Annotated in this window: 22 protein-coding genes; 6 read left to right on the top strand and 16 right to left on the bottom strand. The window is 48.5% G+C overall.

Going from position 1 to position 21677, the window contains the following annotated elements; all coding sequences use genetic code 11:
* Positions 1-313: IS110 family transposase (locus H591_RS0113820; protein ID WP_022967558.1), on the top strand; the 313-nt coding region annotated here is incomplete at its 5' end.
* Positions 314-511: 198 nt separating this feature from the next.
* Here H591_RS0113820 and H591_RS0113815 read toward each other — a convergent pair.
* The 6 genes from H591_RS0113815 to H591_RS0113790 all read right to left on the bottom strand — a co-directional run bounded on the left by H591_RS0113815 (position 512) and on the right by H591_RS0113790 (position 5392).
* Positions 512-709, bottom strand: a complete 198-nt coding sequence (locus H591_RS0113815) for a CsbD family protein (protein ID WP_022967557.1) — start codon at positions 707-709, stop codon at positions 512-514.
* A 47-nt stretch (positions 710-756) separates the two neighbouring features.
* On the bottom strand, positions 757-1083 hold the full coding sequence (locus tag H591_RS15520) for a BON domain-containing protein (protein WP_022967556.1): 327 nt from the start codon (positions 1081-1083) through the stop codon (positions 757-759).
* A gap of 105 nt (positions 1084-1188) precedes the next feature.
* Positions 1189-2607, bottom strand: a complete 1419-nt coding sequence (locus H591_RS0113805; RefSeq protein ID WP_022967555.1) for a DHA2 family efflux MFS transporter permease subunit — start codon at positions 2605-2607, stop codon at positions 1189-1191.
* Positions 2597-3034: a MarR family transcriptional regulator gene (locus tag H591_RS0113800; RefSeq protein WP_022967554.1), complete on the bottom strand. Its 438-nt coding sequence runs from the start codon at positions 3032-3034 to the stop codon at positions 2597-2599. Before H591_RS0113800 ends, H591_RS0113805 begins: the two co-directional genes overlap by 11 nt.
* 413 nt (positions 3035-3447) lie before the next feature.
* Entirely contained in the window at positions 3448-4152 is a 705-nt protein-coding gene (lolD, locus tag H591_RS0113795) for a lipoprotein-releasing ABC transporter ATP-binding protein LolD (protein ID WP_022967553.1), read from the bottom strand.
* On the bottom strand, positions 4145-5392 hold the full coding sequence (locus tag H591_RS0113790) for a lipoprotein-releasing ABC transporter permease subunit (protein ID WP_022967552.1): 1248 nt from the start codon (positions 5390-5392) through the stop codon (positions 4145-4147). The genes lolD and H591_RS0113790 overlap by 8 nt, the downstream gene beginning before the upstream one ends.
* Positions 5393-5483: 91 nt before the next feature.
* On the opposite strand from H591_RS0113790, the gene H591_RS0113785 reads away from it, so the two are divergent.
* The 3 genes from H591_RS0113785 to H591_RS0113775 are packed head-to-tail and all read left to right on the top strand — an operon-like array spanning position 5484 to position 7067.
* Complete coding sequence (locus H591_RS0113785; RefSeq protein ID WP_022967551.1) at positions 5484-6041, top strand: PilZ domain-containing protein; 558 nt, start codon at positions 5484-5486, stop codon at positions 6039-6041.
* Between the two features lie 4 nt (positions 6042-6045).
* On the top strand, positions 6046-6348 hold the full coding sequence (locus tag H591_RS0113780) for a hypothetical protein (protein ID WP_022967550.1): 303 nt from the start codon (positions 6046-6048) through the stop codon (positions 6346-6348).
* Complete coding sequence (locus tag H591_RS0113775; RefSeq protein WP_022967549.1) at positions 6345-7067, top strand: glycerophosphodiester phosphodiesterase; 723 nt, start codon at positions 6345-6347, stop codon at positions 7065-7067. The genes H591_RS0113780 and H591_RS0113775 overlap by 4 nt, the downstream gene beginning before the upstream one ends.
* Before the next feature lie 51 nt (positions 7068-7118).
* Here the strand turns inward: H591_RS0113775 and sthA are convergent, their stop codons facing one another.
* The 10 genes from sthA to H591_RS0113725 form a co-directional block, all read right to left on the bottom strand.
* Complete coding sequence (sthA, locus tag H591_RS0113770; RefSeq protein ID WP_022967548.1) at positions 7119-8510, bottom strand: Si-specific NAD(P)(+) transhydrogenase; 1392 nt, start codon at positions 8508-8510, stop codon at positions 7119-7121.
* A 99-nt stretch (positions 8511-8609) separates the two neighbouring features.
* A complete protein-coding gene (gene nqrM, locus H591_RS0113765; protein WP_028244451.1) occupies positions 8610-8843 on the bottom strand; it encodes a (Na+)-NQR maturation NqrM in 234 nt (77 codons plus the stop codon).
* A gap of 11 nt (positions 8844-8854) precedes the next feature.
* The gene (locus H591_RS0113760) at positions 8855-9886 is read right to left on the bottom strand and encodes an FAD:protein FMN transferase (RefSeq protein WP_022967546.1); all 1032 of its coding nucleotides are present in this window, start codon (positions 9884-9886) and stop codon (positions 8855-8857) included.
* Between the two features lies 1 nt (position 9887).
* The gene (gene nqrF / locus H591_RS0113755; RefSeq protein ID WP_022967545.1) at positions 9888-11111 is read right to left on the bottom strand and encodes an NADH:ubiquinone reductase (Na(+)-transporting) subunit F; all 1224 of its coding nucleotides are present in this window, start codon (positions 11109-11111) and stop codon (positions 9888-9890) included.
* A gap of 13 nt (positions 11112-11124) precedes the next feature.
* Positions 11125-11733, bottom strand: a complete 609-nt coding sequence (gene nqrE / locus H591_RS0113750) for an NADH:ubiquinone reductase (Na(+)-transporting) subunit E (protein ID WP_022967544.1) — start codon at positions 11731-11733, stop codon at positions 11125-11127.
* On the bottom strand, positions 11733-12401 hold the full coding sequence (locus tag H591_RS0113745; protein WP_022967543.1) for an NADH:ubiquinone reductase (Na(+)-transporting) subunit D: 669 nt from the start codon (positions 12399-12401) through the stop codon (positions 11733-11735). The genes nqrE and H591_RS0113745 overlap by 1 nt, the downstream gene beginning before the upstream one ends.
* Before the next feature lie 2 nt (positions 12402-12403).
* A complete protein-coding gene (locus tag H591_RS0113740; protein WP_022967542.1) occupies positions 12404-13192 on the bottom strand; it encodes a Na(+)-translocating NADH-quinone reductase subunit C in 789 nt (262 codons plus the stop codon).
* On the bottom strand, positions 13185-14396 hold the full coding sequence (locus tag H591_RS0113735; RefSeq protein ID WP_022967541.1) for an NADH:ubiquinone reductase (Na(+)-transporting) subunit B: 1212 nt from the start codon (positions 14394-14396) through the stop codon (positions 13185-13187). The genes H591_RS0113740 and H591_RS0113735 overlap by 8 nt, the downstream gene beginning before the upstream one ends.
* A gap of 3 nt (positions 14397-14399) precedes the next feature.
* Entirely contained in the window at positions 14400-15737 is a 1338-nt protein-coding gene (locus H591_RS0113730) for a Na(+)-translocating NADH-quinone reductase subunit A (RefSeq protein ID WP_022967540.1), read from the bottom strand.
* A gap of 272 nt (positions 15738-16009) precedes the next feature.
* Positions 16010-17458: a glyceraldehyde-3-phosphate dehydrogenase gene (locus H591_RS0113725; RefSeq protein ID WP_022967539.1), complete on the bottom strand. Its 1449-nt coding sequence runs from the start codon at positions 17456-17458 to the stop codon at positions 16010-16012.
* A gap of 158 nt (positions 17459-17616) precedes the next feature.
* On the opposite strand from H591_RS0113725, the gene mfd reads away from it, so the two are divergent.
* Both mfd and H591_RS15515 read left to right on the top strand, forming a co-directional pair.
* Positions 17617-21054 (top strand): transcription-repair coupling factor, encoded by a 3438-nt coding sequence (gene mfd / locus H591_RS0113720; RefSeq protein ID WP_028244449.1) that lies wholly within the window; start codon positions 17617-17619, stop codon positions 21052-21054.
* Positions 21055-21072: 18 nt separating this feature from the next.
* Positions 21073-21648, top strand: coding sequence for a CsiV family protein (locus H591_RS15515; protein WP_022967537.1), 576 nt, complete (start codon positions 21073-21075; stop codon positions 21646-21648).
* Positions 21649-21677: the final 29 nt, after the last annotated feature.

Here is a 21677-nt window from a genome sequence, read left to right as displayed (position 1 = left end):
CAGCCGCTTTGCTGGCCTTGATGTGCGCTTAACGCAATCAGGAACAAGCATTAACAAACCTGGTCGCTTAAGCAAAGCAGGTAACTCTTATTTGCGCACAGCGCTGTTTATGCCAGCTTTGTCTGCAGCGACTCACGACGCTAATGTGCGCGCTTTTTATCAGTCGCTGATTCAACGTGGCAAGAAAAAGATGCAAGCACTGTGCGCAGTGATGCGTAAAATGCTGACAGGAATCTGGGCGTGCTTAAAATTAAACACGCCCTTTGATTCATCAAAATTATTCAGCGAAGAGCATAAAAAAGCTTGTGCTTAAACAGAGTATCTACATCAACATAAACCGCTATGTGCATCCTGTAGGTCGCAGCTTCAGCTCGACATCAGCGCTGCTGATGCTAATACACGCATAAGCCAGCAAGACTGTGTCGGCCTAAAGGCGCGACCTACACAATAAGAAACGGCTTGAGCAAAGCGTTTTAACACTCTGCTCAAGCCGTTTATTCAAGCTGATGAATTACAGTTTGCGATGGAACTCAGCAATCTCTTCTTCAGCTTTTTCTTTCGTGATGCCGTAACGCTCTTGCAGCTTACCGGCTAAATACTGACTATGGCCTTCAACCACATCAACATCATCATCGGTGAGTTTTCCCCAATGAGTTTTAACTTTACCTTTCAACTGTTTCCACTTACCTTCAAAAATATCGCTATTCATAAATCACCTTAAATTATTAAGTATTTGATTTTATAAAACTCAGCGTCTTATTGACTGGTTTTTAAACCGTCAGCAGCAACACCTTTAACGCCTTTGATTGACTCAGCTTTAGTGATGGCTAAGTCACGCTCTGCAGTGGTAGGTACGACACCGGATAGCGCAACCACGCCATCAACGGTTTCAACTTTAATATCCAAACCACTGATATCGGTGTTTGCTAAAAATACTGATTTCACTTTACTCGTGATCCAGCTGTCGGAGACAACGTCTTGAACTTCACTTGCTTTTTCATTAGCCACAGCGTGAGTTAATGGCATTCCTAAAAGAGCCGTTACAACAACAAGACCAGCATATTTACGAGTTAATGTTTTCATCGTTATGCACTCCGTACACATTAATTTTAATTGTGGCTCACATTTAAGTAAGCACACTTAATGGACGACGACACATTATTTTTGTTCAGTTTTCCCGATGAACGGTCAATGCGCTTTTACCGGCTTTGGCAATTTTCTAAGACGCCACGCAGGCCATAACGCCAGAATAAAGGCTAAACCTAACAGGATGAAGGTTCGCTCAAACGCAGTGGTTTCAGCAGAAAAATCGCCACCCAGGGACTGGTGCTGCCACTCAAGGAAAACTGTTAGTAAATTGATTCCGAAGGCTCCGCCAAGCTGTCGAACAAACGTCACAGCGCCAGCACCATAAGGCAGTTCATCGACGGTTAGGCTGTCCAGTGAGGCGGTGCTCAGCGCTGGCATAATTAAACCAATTCCCATGCGTCCGAGTGCGGCAATCACACACAGCCATAAAAAACCGCTGCTCGCGCCCCAGAGGCCATACCAGACTGCAGAGATCGCAAATAAAAACAGCCCCGCACACAGCAGCCAAACAATCGCAATACGGTCACACAGCCAGCCACTGGCAAAGGACGCTAACCCCAGCAAAATGCCTGCGGGGAGCAATAGAACACCAGCATCACCTGCGCTATAGCCTTTAATCGTCTGCAGATACAAAGGAATCAAATAGGTGGAACCGTATAAGCCAAGCCCTAAAGCTAATGCGACCCAACTGGCTCGTCGAAATGCAGCTAAACGCCATAAGCGTAATGACAAAATGGGCCGATCACTTTTTAACGTACGTAGAAAAAAAACAGCACTACAAACCACTGTCAAAAGCGCCAGTACACAGACATGCCAATCATTCCAGTCGTAGCGCTGCGCCTCTGAAATAGCACCAAGACCAGCAAAGATAGCGACGGTCAGCATCACAAAGGACAGTACGTCCAAACGCTTAGCATTGGCATTACTCTCATCAGGCAACAACCAATGCCCAGCAAACAACAATACAAAGCACACCGGTAAAGGCAGCCAAAAAGCTGATGTCCAGCCAAAGTGATCAACTAAATAACCACCTACGGTCGGTCCGATACTGGGCGCAATCATTAAGCCAAGACCATACACACCCAAGGCTGCACCGCGGCCACCACCAGCGTAAACGCGAAAGATTAAAACAGTCGCCAATGGTTGAATAATGCCGGCGCTGGCACCCTGCAGAATCCGTAAAACGATGAGTTGCCAACCTTCAGTAGCAACTAAGGCAACAATAGAGCAAACCACGAACAAGCCAATGCTGATTTGCACTGTGAGCCTGGAGCCTAACTTAGCCTGCGCCCACGCGGCCAATAATAAACCTGCGGTCATCGCCGCAAGAAAACCCGTTGCCAGCCACTGTGCCAGCGGCCGTCCCATCGCAAACTCATCCATGATTGCTGGCAGCGCGACGTTAATGCTGGTAGAGGACAGCACCATGACCATACTGCCAAGCATCAAAACACCCAGTAACCAGACGCGATAAAGCACACCAAAGCGCGCATTTAAACTGGCTAAATCACGTTTCATTGCGTTTTTCTAAATTGGTTAGCATGCGTGCTTGAATACTTTGACACAGAGCGATCTCTTGCTCTGTGATACCGGCAAAGACTTCTTTACGTAAAGTCGTAGCAATGCTTTCGATGCGCTCAATCAGATCGACAGCGCACGGGGTTAGAACAATTTTTTTTACTCGACGATCATACTCATCAGCTTGACGCTCAATCAATTGCTGCGCCTCAAGACCATCGAGCATTCGCGCTAAGGTTGGGTTTTCCACACCGACACTGTTAGCCAACTCCCCTTGTGTCGGCGGCTCAATCGCACGGGCCAGATGCAGCAACACCAGCCAACGTGCTTGCGATAAACCAAGGTCAGTTAAACGGCGATCCAACTCAGCACGCCAAGCGCGAGATAAGTGCGCTAATTGCATTCCAAAACGGTGCTGTTCATACATGCCTACGCAGTCTCCAAGCTATTGATATTGGGTAGAGACAGGCCATTACTGGATTCCATATCGAAGAACCGAGCCTACGAGCTGCCTCGCACATGGCTTAAAGTTATAAAACATAAGTTTACACTGAGACGGATACGATGACGAATGACTCACCCTACAAACATTCGTATAAAGAAGACTGGACCATTGCGAGATAAGCTCTTGCTCAGCAGCGGCCTATAGTGCTGATGCTTTTAACATCCGTACCGATATTAAGCGCGCTCTTACTAAATAAATCCCACTCACAAGAGACAAGCTACACATTCCACAGCAACGTGGAAATGCGTTTATAGACTGAGCAACTGAGGCGAACAGCTGCTCTAACCTAACGCAAGATCATTTTCAAAAACAACGCTACAACTTATGTTCTTCAACTAATGTGCGGACTGATCTTTCGCTACAGGTATTAAACGGCCATTTTCCAAAGTCAAAATACGGTCCATTTGCTGTGCTAAAGCAGGATCATGAGTCACCACCAAGAACGCCGTTCCAAGAGAAATGGATAACTCCAAAATCAACTCTTGGATAGTTTGTGCAGTGGTGCGATCAAGGTTACCGGTTGGCTCATCGAGTAATACTAACTTCGGCTGATTGACCAAAGCACGGGCAATCGCCACGCGTTGACGCTCGCCACCGGACAACTCCGACGGCTTATGATGCATACGCGAAGCTAGACCCACACGGGTTAACAACGCCTCAGCACGTTGGCGAGCTTCTGGCACAGGCATGCTACTGATCAATAGCGGCATGCATACGTTTTCTAAGGCATTAAACTCAGCCAGCAAGTGATGGAACTGATAGACAAAACCCAGCGCGCGATTACGCAATAAGCCTCGGTTCTTTTCCGATAACGCTGATAATTCTTCACCCGCCAGCCAGACACTGCCAGTGCTAGGCGTATCTAAACCACCGAGCATGTTCAGCAATGTGGTTTTACCCGAGCCAGAACTGCCGATAATCGCCACCCGCTCACCGGGCTTTAACAGCAATTCAACGCCTTGCAACACATGAACTTCAGCAGGGCCTTCACTGTAACTTTTAGTTAAACCGCGGCACTCTAAAACAGCTTGATTACTCATAACGCAAAGCCTCCGCAGGTTCAGTGCGTGAAGCGCGCCACGCTGGATACAAGGTTGCTAAAAAACTCATTAACAATGCTGCGCCACAGATCATTACTACATCACTGCTGCGTAATTCTGAAGGCAAGTAGCTAATAAAATACACATCTGAGCTCAAAAACTGATGACCAAAGAGCTTTTCTAAGCCCGCCACCCAAGTGGTTACATTCAGTGCGCTGATCACACCCAACACGCCACCGATCAAAGTACCAACCACGCCAATTAGCGAGCCTTGCACCATAAAGATCGCCATGATCTGCCCAGGCGATGCACCCAGCGTGCGTAAAATAGCGATATCGGCTTTCTTGTCAGTCACCACCATCACCAGCGTGGAAATAATATTAAACGCAGCCACCGCCACAATCAGCAGCAGCAGCAAGGCAATCATGGTTTTTTCCATTTGAATGGCTTGGAATAAATTGCCATGACTACGCGTCCAGTCGCGCGGATGTAAATCACTATCCGGCATGCTGCGGGCAATTTCCCAAGCTACACGCGGCGCGTCAAAAAGATTGTTGAGTTTTAAGCGTATACCTTCGACTTGATTAGGCTGCCAACGCGACAAGCGCGCCGCATCTTCAATATGAATCAGCGCTAACGAGCTATCGAGTTCGGCACCGACTTTAAATACACCCACCACAGTAAAACGCTTTAAGCGTGGAAAAACGCCAGCTGGAGTAATTGAAGCCTCAGGCAAAACAAACGTCAGCTTTTCACCAACGGATGCATTAAAACGTGCCGCCGTTTGCTGGCCAATCACGATGCCAAATTCACCACTTTTTAATGCCGCTAAACTGCCTTCAACCATGTGATCTTCAATGATTGAAACGTTTTTCTCGGCGCTCGGCAATACACCATTGACCAGCACCGGCTGCACACTGCCACTGTGCGTCAACATACCCTGCAGTTGCGTGAAAGGCGCAACGGCAACCACGTCAGGATGCTGTAACACTTGCTCGCCAGTCTGCTGCCAATCATCCAAAGGGGTAAAAGAACTCACCGTAGCATGCGGCACCATGCCTAAAATGCGCGTCCGCAATTCACGGTCAAAACCATTCATCACCGACAAAACCAAAATCATCACTAACACGCCCAAAGCCAAACCGACCATGGAGGTTAAAGAAATAAAGGAAATAAAGTGATTACGGCGTTTGGCACGCGTGTAGCGCATACCAACAAATAGAGCTAAAGGTCGAAACATAATGGATACATTCACAGAAAAGATTCGATAGGTTGGCAGTTTATTGCGTGCCGATTTACACTCTGACCTCAACTGCAGCCATGGGTTCGTCATGTCCACACAAGATAACCAAGATCGCCGCGAATACTATCGCATTGACGATCAAATCGCACTGCAAATTCGTTTGCATGGTTCTCAGAGCGAAGAAGATTCTTTACTATTCAACCTGCTAGGAGATTTGCATCTTCTGGAGTATGACGCTCAACCACTGCTGCGTTCAGTAGGTGAGTCGGATCGTACTATCGCTAACTATTTCAAAATCATCAACAAACGCATTGATCTGCTCGGGCAGGTGCTTGCCAGTAATTTACTCAAGGATATTGGTCCAGCCCGAGACGTCAGCTTATCCGAGTCTGGTATGACATTTATTGATGAAATAACACATCCTATCGATACGCTTCTAAATTTAAAGATTGTGTTATTACCACAAGGGTTTGGCTTACACGTCGATGCGCGAGTAATAGAGCACCGGAGTAGTGCAGATGGCATACAAACTGTCACTGTTTTTGAAAATGTGCCAGATTCAACACGACAAATTTTAGCACGTCATATTTTGCACAAGCAGGCCTTGCAGCGACGCTTAGCCTTGCAACCCAGCGACTCGGAGTAAGCTCATGAAATTTTTACTAAACATTACTGGTTTTTTGTATATCAGTTTGCTCGCCGCTGCCGTGCAGGCTGATGTATTACGCATTCCGATTAGCCAACAAGGCAGCGCCAGTATCAAGATGCCTACACATGGTGATAAGCAGGCACAGGTTATTCAGCAGTTTGGTGAACCGAGCAAACGCCATGCAAGCGTCGGCCAACCACCGATCAGCCGCTGGGACTACCCAGGCTTTAGCGTATATTTTGAACAAAGCACAGTGGTTAACAGTGTGCAGATTCATCAACCCAGCGCATCAGTTGCACCATGAGTCTTATTTACGGCCATCGCGGCGCGCGCGGTGAAGCACCAGAAAACACTCTGGCCAGTTTCCAACTGTGTTTGCAGTCTGGTGTGACCCGCTGTGAATTGGATCTACATCTGTCTAAAGATGGACAATTGATGGTGATTCATGATGCCTCGTTAAAACGCACGACCGGTCGGCGCGGCAAAGTCAGTCAGCATACCGCAGAGCAACTGATGCAAATAGATGCACGACACAATACCCCAGCTTGGCCAACTCCATGCCCCATTCCAACGCTTGAACAACTCTTTAATCTCTGCCCATTTGAGCATTGGCAACTCGAAGTCAAAGAAGCCTCAAGAACGCGTGCCGCTCACATCGTAAAAGCTATTGACGAACTCAGTGCACGCTTTTCTCTGCAAGATAAAATCATTATCACCAGCAGCTCGCGCACGGTATTACGCGCAGCACAACGCCTAGCGCCGCATTTAGCGCGTGGACTGGTTGCGGAATATGCATGGTTAGATCCGATTAAAGTGGCACTGCGTTACCAGTGTCAGATGCTGGTATTGGATTGGCCGCTGTGTACTGAGCAGCGTTTAGCCAAGGCGCAACAGGCGGGATTACATGTATCGGTATGGACGGTCAACGAGCCAGCGCTAATGCGCCGACTCGCTGGATGTGGTGCAGACAGTCTGATTACTGACTTTCCCGGTTTGGCCATTGCCACCCTTGGGAATCACTAAAGCGCTGTTCCAAAAAGGCTCCGACCGAATCAGGCCACTGACCGGAGCCGCTTAAAAAAGTCGGTTCAGACCGTCATAAGCAGCCACGCGATAGGCTTCTGCCATGGTTGGGAAGTTAAACGTGGTATTAATAAAATACTTCAACGTATTGGCTTCGCCAGGCTGATTCATAATTGCTTGACCAATGTGGACAATTTCTGAGGCTTGGTAACCAAAGCAATGCACACCTAAAATGGCCAAGGTTTCACGATGGAACAGGATCTTTAACATGCCGACTGGCTCGTTAGAAATCTGTGCACGCGCCATGCCTTTGAAGAAAGCCTTGCCCACTTCATAAGGCACTTTAGCTTCAGTCAATTCACGCTCAGTTTTACCAATCGAGCTGATTTCCGGAATGGTATAAATACCGGTAGGGACATCATCAACAAAATGCCAGCTGTCTTCATCAATGATATTACCGGCTGCCGAACGACCTTGGTCATACGCTGCACTGGCTAGGCTCGGCCAACCAATCACATCACCGGCTGCATAAATGTTTGGCACAGCCGTACGGTAGAACTCATCCACATCGACTTGACCGCGGCCATTAGCGGTTAGGCCAACGTTTTCAAGCCCCAGTTGATCAGTGTTACCGGTACGACCGTTACACCAGAGGAAACCATCGGCTTTGATTTTCTTGCCAGATTTCAGGTGCAGAATCACACCTTTATCCACACCTTCGACGCGCTCATATTCTTCATTATGACGAATCAATACGTTGTTATTACGCAGGTGATAACTCAGGGCATCGGAGATTTCATCATCCAAGAAACTCAGCAACTGATTGCGGTTATCAATCAGGTCAACCAATACGCCTAAACCGCTGAAGATTGACGCATATTCGCAACCAATTACGCCGGCTCCGTAAATAATCAAACGGCGCGGTGTGTGGCTCAAGCTGAGAATGGTATCGCTGTCATAAATGCGCGGGTGAGTGAAATCAACATCAGCAGGGCGATACGGGCGCGAGCCAGTAGCAATGATAATTTCATTGGCGACTAACTTTTCTACGCGACTTGGGCCGACTACATCAACGCTGTGTTCATCGGCAAAACTTGCAGTACCAAAGTACACATCAATACGGTTACGCGCATAGTAACTGGTACGTGATGCGACTTGACGTTCAATCACACTTTCTGCGTTTTTCAAGACATCAGGAAAAGAAAACCAGCGCGGCTCACCAATTTGTCGGAACATCGCACTGGTGTTAAAACGTAAAATTTGACGCACAGAATGACGTAAAGCTTTCGAAGGAATCGTACCTAAGTGAGTACTGTTGCCACCTAAGACACCGCGGCTTTCGACCACAGCGACCTTACGACCTGCTTTGGCAGCATTCATTGCTGCACCTTCCCCTGCAGGTCCTGAACCAAGAATTACCACATCATAGTTGTAAACTGCCATTTGGACTCCTTCACAACATGCTCAGTGTGTACACAACTAGACACTGCAAGCACATTTTAAAAATTGGCTTATTAAGCCAGCATAACCAGCGTCAAACAATTAGCGCTTGGTCGCGTCATAACTTTGCGCGGCATTCTGCGCTAAAACGCCTTCTGGTGCATTGGCCTCATCGCACTTCTCACGTACACCACCACAAATAGAGCATTGTTTTTCAATACCTAAATTGGCAATGCCGCCACAGGAGCCGGCAATCGGTTTACGACCAGCCAATACTCCAGCAGACATACCCAATACCACCAGTAACATCACGGCAAAAACCACGACAAACAACATGAACCCGCTCATTAGTGACCTCCTTCAGGAAACATCCTGGAAAACTCTGAGCTGACTTGCGTTGCAAAGCCCTCACCGTCGCGCATCACAAAAAAAGCGGCAATTTTGCGCTCTTCAGCGAAGGCTAAACCACGTTCAGGGCCTAATACTAATAACACTGTGCCTAATCCATCGGCATGTAAAGCGGAAGGATCAACCACTGTCACCGAAGCTAAGCGATGACTGATTGGCGCACCGACCTGTGGATCAATGGTATGCGAGAAACGCACGCCATTTTCTTCGAAATAATTACGGTAATCGCCAGAGGTGTTGATGCCATAGCCATCAATCTCTAAGACCCGCTGAATCACCCGCTGACCATCCCCGAGCGGCTGCTCAAGAGCAATACGCCAAGGCGAGCCATCGGGTTTGCGTCCTTTAGCAATCAACTCGCCAGTCACTTCAATCATATAGCTGTCAATATTCAGTTCAGTAAACCGCTCACTGATACGATCGACTGTATAACCCGCGGCAATACTATTGAACTCAACTTGCACATCAGCATCTTTACACAACTGATTGCCAACCACGCGGACATGCTGATAACCAATTTGCGTCTTCGCTTTGGCGATATCTGCAGCACTCGGCACATGCTTGGCACGCGCTTGTGGTCCAAAACCCCAAAGGTTCAGTAGCGGCCCTAAGGTCAGGTCAAACGCACCATCACTGCTGCGTGATAACTCATAGCCGTATTGGGCAAGATCGAGCACAGGCTGTGGCATCGGCAGGCACGTATTGGCAGGAGATTGATTAAAGCGAGCGATGTCAGAATCGAGACGGTAGGTCGACATTTGTCGGTCGACCTCATCCAAAATACTTTGCACTTCAACCCCCACAGCATCAGATGCAGGGGTTGAGGCATTAAACACATACTTGATGGTGTAAGTGCTGCCCATCGTAGGACCTGACAGCACTTCAACTCGCTCAGGGTTGCTATCGCAACCACTGAGCGCTAAGACTAACGTTGAAACTAAACACGCTCCCTGCAACAGGTTGCGCAACATATTAGCCTCCAAAGTCATCAAGTAAAATGTTCTCAGACTCTACACCTAAGTCGTGCAGCAAGTTCACCACGGCATTGTTCATCATTGGTGGGCCACACATATAGAACTCACAATCTTCAGGTGCTGGGTGATCTTTCAAATAGTTCTCGTAGAGAACGTTATGAATGAATCCCGTCGGACCTGTCCAATTGTCTTCAGGCAGTGGGTCAGATAACGCCAAGTGCCAAGTGAAGTTTGGGTTCTCTTCTTGTAACTTATCGTACTCTTCCACGTAGAAGGCTTCACGCATTGAGCGCGCACCATACCAGAAGCTGATTTTACGGGTACTGTGCAAGCGTTTGAGCTGGTCAAAGATGTGCGAACGCATCGGCGCCATACCGGCACCACCACCAATAAAGACCATTTCTGCATCGGTGTCTTTAGCAAAGAACTCACCAAAAGGTCCGTACACAGTGACTTTATCACCGGGTTTTAAGCTAAACACCCAAGACGACATGATACCAGCAGGCAAATCATCACGGCCTGGTGGTGGCGTTGCAATACGAATATTGAACTTAACTACACCCTTCTCTTCAGGGTAGTTCGCCATTGAGTAAGCGCGAATAGTTGGCTCAGTGACAGTTGAACTGTAACGCCAAATATCAAACTTATCCCAATCGGGATGAAACTCAGGCTGAATATCAAAATCCTTGTAGTGCACCACATGCGGCGGGCATTCCAACTGCACATAACCACCGGCGCGGAAGTTCACATCTTCACCATCAGGAATACGCAACGTCAGTTCTTTAATAAAAGTTGCTACGTTAGGATTGGATTCAACAGTGCATTCCCATTTTTTAACCCCAAAAATCTCTTCTGGGATTTCAATGTCCATGTTCTGCTTAACCGCTACCTGACAGGACAAACGCCAGCCTTCTTTGCCTTCACGCTTGGTAAAATGTGATTCTTCAGTCGGCAGCATTTCGCCACCACCACTGCTGACCACACACTTACACTGCGCACAGGTACCACCACCACCACAGGCTGAGGATAAGAAAATGTTGTTGCCCGCGAGGGTTTGCAACAACTTACCACCGGCCGGCACTGTAATAGTGCGTTCACCGTTAATATTAATGGTGACATCACCGTCCGATACCAAACGCGCACGAGCGACAAGAATCATCACTACCAGAGCGAGAACAATCGCGGTGAACATACCTATAGCGAGAAAAATCTCGAAATTCATTGCTCGCTACTCCTTACAGTTGTACGCCAGAGAATGACATAAAGCCCAATGACATTAAGCCAATCGTAATAAAGGTAATACCCAGGCCTTGCAGACCTTTTGGCACATCACTGTACTTTAACTTTTCACGAATAGCGGCTAACAAGGCAATGGCTAATGCCCAAGAGAAACCTGAACCTAAGCCATACACTGTACTTTCAGCGAAGTTGTAATCACGCTCCACCATAAACAAAGTGCCTCCCATGATCGCGCAGTTTACCGTGATCAAGGGCAGGAACACGCCGAGCGCGTTATACAACGCCGGCACATACTTATCGAGGAGCATTTCGAGAATTTGTACAATTGCCGCAATTACGCCGATATAGCTGAGCAAACCCAAGAAGCTTAAGTCCACTTCAGGCATGCCGGCCCAAGCTAATGCGCCGTCTTTGAGTAAATAGGTATAAATCAGGTTGTTGGCGGGCACTGTAATGGTCTGCACCACAACCACCGCAATACCTAGACCTATTGCTGTTTCCACTTTTTTGGAAATCGCAATAAAGGTACACATGCCCAAGAAGAATGCCAAAGCCATGTTTTCAACGAAAACCGCTTTAACAAATAAGCTGATGTAATGTTCCATCAATATGCCTCCTTCTCTTGAGAGTGCGCGGCAATGCTGAAGTCAGGTGCTTCGAGCTGCTCTTTTTTCCACATGCGCAGTCCCCAGATAATCAGACCAATTAAGAAAAACGCTGAAGGGGGTAACAGCAACATGCCGTTAGGCAGGTACCAACCGCCGTCATTGACCACAGGCAAAATGGTGTAACCCAATAATTTGCCTGCACCGAATAACTCGCGAATGATACCCAAGACCACCAGCATGGCGCTGTAGCCTAAACCGTTACCAATACCGTCAAAAAATGACAGCATCGGCGGATTAGCCATGGCAAAAGCTTCCGCACGTCCCATCACGATACAGTTGGTGATAATCAAACCAACAAACACTGACAACTGTTTAGACAGTGAATAGGCATAGGCTTTGAGTACCTGATCCACCACGATCACCAAGGAAGCAATGATCACCATCTGCACAATCATACGAATTGAGCTGGGGATCTGGCTGCGGATCATCGAGATGAACATGCTGGAGAAGGCCGTTACCAAAGTTAGGGCAATCGACATCACCAGTGCGGTCTTTAGGTTTGATGTAACCGCCAAAGCTGAACAGATACCAAGAATCTGTAAGCCAATCGGGTTGTTGTTAAAAATCGGATCAAGCAGAACTTGTTTAATCGTTGGCTGTGACATGCTTAAGCCTCCCCAGCACGTAAATGCTCAATAAAGCTACCAAAGCCATTCTCACCGAGCCAGAACTGCACGAGGTGAGTCACGCCGTTACTGGTTAGCGTTGCACCAGCTAAACCATCAACTTGGTTTGCAGCCGTTGAACTACTCTGGTCGACGTTGCCTTTAATAACGCGAATAGCCACTTCATTGTTACTGTCGAAAAGGTTTTTACCTAACCACAGATCACGCCACTTTGGATTATCCACTTCACCACCTAAACCCGGGGTTTCACCATGCTGGTAAAAACCAAAGCCGGCAACCGTATTGAGGTCGCCTTTAACAGCAATAAAGCCGTGCAAGGTTGACCACAAACCATAACCGCGAACAGGAAGAATCAAGGTGTCCAGCTGACCATCGTGCTCAACCATATACACCGTGCTGTAACGCTCACGACGCTTGATAGAAGCAATGTCTTCAGACCCCTTTAATGCTTTCGATAAAGCGGGGTCTTTCGATGATGCCAATGGATCAAAAGTGATGGGGTCTTGTGCATCGGAAAACTTACCGGTTTCCAAGTCAACAAGGCGCGCTTTAATGCGCTCATTAAACATTTGCTTCACTTGTGTGCTGGATAGACTGGCATCAGCCAATCCGGCAATCGCAAGGATGCTGCGCTGCTTATCCAGTAAACGGTTTTCAATTTGTGTTGGACGCAAGGCAACCGCAGCCCCGGCAACAAACACAGAACACACCAAGCACACCAACAAAGCGACGGTAAGTGTGCGTGTGGTTGATTCTCTTTGACTAGACATTACGTGCCAGCCTCCGCTTGATATTGGCCTGAACAACAAAGTGGTCAATCAATGGTGCGCACAAGTTAGCAAACAAAATCGCCAACATCATGCCTTCTGGGAACGCCGGGTTAACCACGCGGATCAACACCACCATCACACCAATCAGTGCACCAAAAATCCACTTACCGGTATTGGTCATGGACGCAGACACGGGGTCTGTGGCCATAAAGATCATGCCGAAGGCAAAACCACCGACCACCAAGTGCCAGTACCACGGCATCGCAAACAACGGATTCGTATCTGATCCGAGTACGTTAAACAGCGAGCTAAGGGCAATCATACCGATCATCACACCGGCAACAATGCGCCATGCTGCAATCCGCATAATCAGCAGTACTGCACCACCGATAAAGATCGCCAGCGTACTGGTCTCACCAACTGAACCGTGCACCTTACCGATAAAGGCATCCATCCAAGTGATACCTGAACCAACAATCTGCTCAATGCCACCGGCTGCGCCTAAGCTCAAGCTCGTCGCACCGGCGAAACCATCAACAGAGGTCCACACTGCATCACCTGAGAGTTGCGCAGGATAAGCAAAGAATAGGAAGGCACGACCTGCCAACGCTGGGTTCAAGAAGTTTTTACCGGTACCACCGAATACTTCTTTAGCGATCACCACACCAAAGCTGATACCCATGGCAACTTGCCATAAAGGAATGCTTGGCGGCAGGATCAACGCAAAGAGAATCGAGGTAACGAAGAAACCTTCGTTGACTTCATGGCCACGAATCGAAGCAAACAACACCTCCCAGAATCCACCGACCACAAAGGTCACCAGATAAATAGGGACAAACCAGGTTGCGCCTTGAATCATATTGTCCCAGATACTGCCGGGATCAAAGCCAGCTAGCATGGCTGTTAAAGCCATCCGCCAGCCATCTTGAGCCGCTAACAAATCAGGGTTAGCTTGAAAAATAACGTTGGCTTGGTAACCAATATTCCACATACCAAAGAACATGGCAGGGAAAGCACACAACCACACAGTGATCATGATGCGCTTCAGGTCAATACCATCACGCACGTGCGCAGTGGTTTTAGTAACGCTACTTGGACGATAGAAAATGGTGTCAGCCGCCTCATACAAGGCATACCACTTCTCGTACTTACCACCTTTTTCGAAATTGTGTTCGATTTTGTCAAGGAATGCACGAAGACCCATTGCTTATCCCTCCTGCTCAATACGCGTTAGATTATCCCGTAAAATCGGGCCGTACTCGTACTTACCAGGGCATGCAAAGGTACACAGCGCAAGGTCTTCCTCATCCAACTCTAAGCAGCCAAGTTTTTGCGCTACATCAGTGTCACCGACCAGTAAGGCGCGCAGTAATTGTGTTGGCAAAATATCCAACGGCATCACTTTTTCATAACTGCCAACTGGCACCATGGCACGCTCACTACCATTGGTGCTGGTGTTAAATGCAAACTTTTTGCTAGCAAACAACTTAGATACAAAGATATTCAGTACTGAGAACTTATCCACGCCAGGACGTAGATAATGGAACAACTGGCGCTCATCACCTTCAGCTAAACAGCTGAGTTGATTGTGGTAACGACCTAAGTAATCACAAGCGCCACGGGTTGTACGTCCACCCAACACAGAGCCTGAAATAACGCGGTTATTGCCTGCCTCTAATTCGCCATCAACCAAGTCGCGGACATTTGCACCTAAACGAGTGCGCAGCAAACGCGGTTGCTTGGCGACTGGACCGGCCAATGAAATCACGCGCTCAACCCAGATCTGACCCGTGGTAAATAATTTACCGATGGCAATCACATCTTGGTAGCCAATCTGCCAAACACTGCGGCCGGCACTGACAGGATCAAGGAAATGAATATGGGTGCCAGGTAATCCAGCTGGGTGCGGGCCTGAAAACGCTTCAGTGCGCACGCCAGTCAAGTTTTCACCGGGTAAAGTCACGCCATCTGCTTTGCACAAAAACACCTTTGCCAAACGACTGAGCACGGTCAAGCCACGGCTAAAGTCTTCTGCATATTCGGCAATCACTACCGCTGGATCAGCGGCCAATGGATGGGTGTCAATCGCAGTGACAAAAATCGAGCGCGGGATCGCGTCAATTGCTGGCGTCTTGCTATAGGGTCTGGTGCGCAAAGCCGTCCACAAGCCTGATTGTTGCAGGTTTTCACGGACTTGCTCGGCATCCAATCCGGCTAACTGATCAGCAGCGTAACGGGCAAAAGTGATTTCTTCATCACCTTCCAGTTCAATCACCACTGATTGCAGTACGCGGCGTTCACCACGATTGACTGCTTTAACCACCCCAGCGCCAGGCGCGGTAAACAATACTCCAGGGGTTTTCTTGTCGGAGAAAAGAACTTGGCCAAGTTTGACCCGGTCCCCTTCCTGCACCTGCATTGTAGGCTTCATCCCGTTATAGTCGAAGCCTATGACTGCAACACTGCGTACGGGCTTTGCAGCCTCAATACGCTGTGCTGGCATGCCAGTCATGGGCAAGTCTAGCCCACGTTTTATTTTGATCATAGGTTTGCCTAACCACGATAGTGAATTTTATAGTTATATCGAAAAACCCATATAAACCCTGCTTTAAGTAGGGATATACAGCTATTTCGACGTTAAAAAAGTAATCCGCATGATTATAAAGAGGCAAGGCAGTCACTTGCCAGCCAAAAGGTCAATTTTCTACTAAATACCCTCTTTAGTACTAGAAAATGCCAACTCCAAGTGACGCCTAAAACGCAGAAGAGAGCCCTAAGGCTCCCTTCTTTAAACACGTATCATCAACTCGTCAGCAACTACTGTGGGAACGCAGGTGGATTAACGCCAGCAATATCTTCCATCACTCGCACAACCTGACAGCTGTAGCCGTACTCGTTGTCATACCAGACATACAGAATCACACCATTTTCAGTGCAAATGGTCGCTTCCGCATCCACCACACCCGCATGACGCGAACCAACGAAGTCAGTTGATACCACTTCTTGCGAGCAGACATAGTCAATTTGCTTTTGCAAATCTGAATGCATCGCCATCTGGCGCAGGTACTCATTCACCTCATCACGAGTCGTACCATTCTTAAGATTCAAGTTAAGAATTGCCATCGAGACGTTAGGTGTTGGTACGCGGATCGCATTACCCGTCAGCTTACCCTTGAGTACAGGCAAAGCTTTGGCTGCAGCAGTGGCCGCACCTGTTTCAGTGATCACCATGTTCAGCGGTGCTGAGCGACCACGACGACTACCGGTATGGAAGTTATCAATCAAGTTTTGGTCGTTAGTGTATGAGTGTACGGTTTCAACGTGACCATTGATGATGCCAAACTTATCATTAATCGCTTTCAGCACTGGAACAATGGCGTTGGTGGTACAAGACGCTGCAGAAATAATTTTATCGTCTGCGGTGATTTCTGCATGGTTAATGCCGTGAACGATATTTTTCAACTCGCCTTTACCCGGCGCAGTCAAAACAACGCGCTCAATGCCAGGACAGGTCAAGTGCTGACCAAGACCTTCGGCATCGCGCCAGCGACCGGTGTTATCCACCAATAACGCATCTTTAATACCGTATTGCGTGTAGTCGACAGTTTTTGGATCATTGGAGTAGATCACTTGAATCAGACTACCATTGACCGTCATCGTGTTGTTTTCTTCGTCAATCACGATGGTGCCGTCAAACGGACCATGCACCGAGTCACGACGCAGCAGGCTGGCACGCTTAGCCAAATCGTTTTCTGCACCTTTACGTACCACAATGGCGCGTAAGCGTAAGCCATCACCGGCACCGGTTTTCTCAACTAAAATACGTGCCAATAAACGACCGATACGACCAAAACCGTACAGAACAACGTCAGTGCCTTGATGCAGATTGCTATCACGCTTACCGGCAACACTGGCCAACTCATCACGCACAAACTGCTCAAGGCTACGACCGTTGGCTTGGGTGTTAAATTTAACCGCCATTTTACCCAAATCGACAGACGCACTACCCAGATCCATTTCGCTCATGATCTTTAAAATAGGGTATGTATCACGCACAGACAGCTCAGAGTCATCACCAATACGGTGACGGGCAAAGCGGTGTGCTTTAAGAATTGCGATGACAGAGCGGTTGATAAGACCGCGTCCATAGATGGACGTCACCACATTATTATTGCGGTACAGTTGGCCAACAAGCGGAATCATTGCCTCGGCAAGGGCTTCGCGATCAATCCATTCACCAAGACACTGGTCAGTCTTCTGAGTCACGTGGGATACCTATTTAGGGGCTAAAAAAGAGTTACATTATCGACTGCCAAAACGAAAGCGGCAAGCTTTAAGCACTCATTGTGTTAAAAACCTTATATAGCGAGCGACTCAATAGCCCGTTACAATCGCCTCTTTTATTGTTCATACAAGAGTCAGCTGTGTCTGTATTGCGTCTTCCGAAACTGCCATTAAAGTCAGCCAAACAGCTCTGGGGCAACCTGCCCGGCGCTGCACAAGGTTTAGCCATTGCTGCTGCAGCACGCAGTACACAGCGCTTCACCTTGCTGTTAACGGATAACAGTCAAAGTGCCGAACGCTTAAAAGAAGAGTTGGCTTTTTTTGCGCCAGAACTGCCGGTCCTGCACTTTCCGGACTGGGAAACTCTGCCCTATGATGTTTTTTCTCCGCATCAGGACATTATTTCCCAACGTGTTGCCACGCTCTATCAGTTGCCACAACTGCAGCAAGGCATTTTAGTCGTTCCAATCAATACCGCCCTGCACCGCCTTGCACCTAAGTCATTTATGATTGATGCCAGCTTAATGCTCGATGTCGGACAAAAGCTTGATGTCGAAAGCATGCGCAGCCGTTTACAGGCTTCCGGCTATCAATGTGTTGATACGGTGTATGAACATGGCGAGTTTGCCGTACGCGGCGCGCTGATTGATTTATTCCCAATGGGCAGTGAGGCGCCGTACCGTATTGATTTGTTTGATGATGAAATCGAAACGCTGCGCACCTTTGATCCAGAAACCCAGCGTTCCAATGACAAAGTCGAGAGCATTCGTCTGTTGCCGGCGCGGGAATTCCCTTTAGACAAAAAATCCCGTGGCGATTTCCGCTCACGCTTTCGCGAGCGTTTTGATGTTGATTTCCGCCGCTGCCCGCTCTATCAAGACTTAGCCAGCGGCATTATCCCCGCTGGAATCGAAGCATACTTACCGCTTTTTTTTGAAGAAACCAGCAACCTGTTTGCTTATCTACCAGACGATGCACAAGTTTTCTCCTTAGTGGGCGTTGATACTGCTGCCGAAGCTTTCTGGCTCGATATTCGCAGCCGTTATGCCGAGCGCCGAGGTGATATCGAGCGCCCCTTATTGCCGCCGGCTGATTTATTTATTGCCATCGACGAGTATTACAGCGCTCTCAAAGACCATCCGCGCATTATCATTGACAGCCAAGATGTCAGTCCTGCGGTGGGTAAAGAACGCCTACCGGTGCAAACCTTCCCCGATTTATCACTGGATGCGCGCGCCGCCGAACCTTTAAATAAAGTTAAAGACTTTTTAGCTACATTTAACGGTCGTACTTTATTCACGGTAGAAACCGCTGGCCGTCGCGAAGTGCTGCTGGAATTGCTGCAACGCATTGATGTTATTCCAGTTGAAGTGAGCAACTGGGAAGATTTTTTAACTGCAGATTACAAAGTTGCTATTTGCGTGGCACCGATTGAAGCCGGTGTACTGCTCGATGACATCGCCCTAATCCCAGAAAGTGCATTACTGGGCCAACGCGTCATGCAGCGTCGTCGTCGTGACAAAAACCGCGACGGCAATCATGAGCATGTGATTCGCAACCTCACCGAACTGCGTGAAGGTGCGCCAGTTGTGCACATTGATCACGGTGTCGGACGCTATCAAGGCTTAGTGACACTAGAGATTGAAGAGCAAGCCACCGAGTTTTTAATGCTTGAATACGCCGATCAGGCCAAACTCTATGTGCCTGTGGCCAACCTGCACTTAATAGCTCGCTACACCGGTAGCGATGACAACAGCGCACCGCTGCACCGCTTAGGCACCGAGCAATGGCAAAAAGCCAAGCGCAAAGCCGCCGAGCAAGTGCGCGATGTCGCAGCGGAACTGCTGAACATCTATGCCATTCGCGCAGCCCGCGAAGGCTTTGCCTTTAGCAATCCGGGCGTGGATTACGCCACTTTCAGCGCAGCATTCCCCTTTGAAGAAACCCCCGACCAACAAACCGCCATCGACAAAGTGCGCCATGACATGTTGTCAGGCAAGCCGATGGATCGTTTGGTGTGTGGCGATGTGGGTTTTGGTAAAACTGAAGTGGCCATGCGTGCAGCCTTTATTGCTGTGCACAGTGGCAAACAAGTAGCCGTTTTAGTGCCCACCACACTACTGGCGCAGCAACACTACAACAGTTTCCGCGATCGCTTTGCCGATTGGCCCGTTAAAGTGGAAGTCATGAGCCGCTTTAAATCCGCCAAAGAAATCAATCAGGCCATCCGTGATTTAGCCGAAGGCAAAGTTGATATTTTGATTGGTACGCACAAGTTACTGCAAAGTGATGTCAAATTTAACAACCTTGGTTTGGTGATCATTGACGAAGAACACCGCTTTGGTGTGCGTCAGAAAGAACAGCTAAAAGCGCTGCGCAGTGAAGTGGATATTCTCACTCTGACTGCCACGCCGATTCCACGCACCCTGAACATGGCTTTTGCTGGCATGCGCGACATGTCGATCATTGCCACACCGCCAGCGCGGCGTCTGTCAGTACGCACCTTTGTCATGCAGCGCCAAGATGCCGTGGTAAAAGAAGCTTTATTGCGTGAGCTACTGCGTGGTGGTCAAGTGTATTTCTTACACAACGATGTCAAAACCATCGAAAAATGCGCTGCTGACTTAGCCGCTCTAGTACCAGAAGCACGCATTGGTATTGGTCACGGCCAGATGCATGAGCGCGAACTTGAGCAAGTGATGGCGGACTTTTACCACAAGCGCTACAACGTACTGGTGGCCTCAACCATTATTGAAACAGGGATTGACGTACCCAACGCCAACACCATCATCATTGATCGTGCCGATAAATTTGGTTTAGCCCAGCTGCATCAACTGCGTGGTCGTGTCGGTCGTAGTCACCACCAGGCTTATGCGTACCTGCTGACACCGCCACAAAAAAGCATGACCACCGATGCTCAAAAACGCTTAGAGGCGATCAGCAACGCGCAAGATTTGGGCGCCGGCTTTATGCTCGCCACCCATGATTTGGAAATCCGTGGTGCCGGTGAATTACTCGGCGATGGCCAAAGCGGTGAGATCCAAGCCATTGGTTTTACCCTGTATATGGAAATGCTCGAGCGTGCCGTTGAGTCCATCCGCAAAGGCGAAGAGCCCAATCTTGAGCAGCCGCTTAACAATGGGGCAGAGATCAATCTGCGTCTACCGGCGTTGATCCCGGATGAATACCTGCCCGACGTGCATGCACGCTTGATTCTTTACAAGCGTATTTCATCGGCCAAAGACAATAACGCCCTGAAAGAACTGCAAGTGGAAATGATTGATCGCTTCGGTTTATTGCCCGACCCGGCCAAATATCTAATCCGCGTCACCGAACTGAAACTCAAAGCGCAAGCCTTGGGTATTCTCAAAATTGATGCAGGCCCTTACGGTGGTCGTTTAGAGTTTGCCAATGACACCTGCGTTGATCCGATTCGCTTGATTAAACTGATCCAAAGCCAACCTAAGCACTATCGCTTTGAAGGCGCTACAGTGTTTAAATTTACCGTGCCAATGGATAATCCTGAGCAACGCTTTGCTACAATCGAAGCCCTGTTAACACAACTGGCCGCAGAGTAATAATTTAAGGAGCTGCACATGCGTTACTTAGTCCACCTCGCCCTTTTGCTCACCCTATGCAGCACGCAAGCCTTGGCCAATGACACACAACTGGTCGAACTGATTGTTTTTCGTCAAAGTAGCGAGACTATTCCATCCAGCCAAGTGGCACCGGACAGCTGGGCCAATGGCGCAACGCCAGTGACCAGCGAGATGCTGCGCAGCACTCACCTTGATCACTTAGTCAAAAAACTAACCCCTGCCAACGGTTATCAAGTGCTGTTGCATAAAGCCTGGCTGCAAACCAGCAACGGCCCATCGGTGCAGGTTGCCGTCACTGAAGGCGCTGAGTCGTTTGCCCACTACCCTGTGGAAGGCACTGTAGCGATGGAGTTAGAGCGCACCAGTCAAGTGCAGATGGATTTCTGGATTAATCAATTCAACCCAGATGCGACCCTACTGAGTAGCGAGCGTTTTAAGCAAAGCGCGTTAGTGGCCAATGACCAAGTGACTTTTATTGATCACGGCACTCTCGGTGCGTTGATCCGTATTCAAGCGCAAGGCAATAACGCTGCAGATAGCGCTCCAAACAGCGCCAGCGAATACATGGAATAATTGTTTATGCACATCAAGATATCTAGCGC

The sequence above is a fragment of the Denitrificimonas caeni DSM 24390 genome (genome assembly GCF_000421765.1).
Lineage (GTDB): Bacteria > Pseudomonadota > Gammaproteobacteria > Pseudomonadales > Pseudomonadaceae > Denitrificimonas > Denitrificimonas caeni.
The sequence above is the reverse complement of the archived record's forward strand: the minus strand, read 5'-3'. Positions and strand labels throughout refer to the sequence as shown.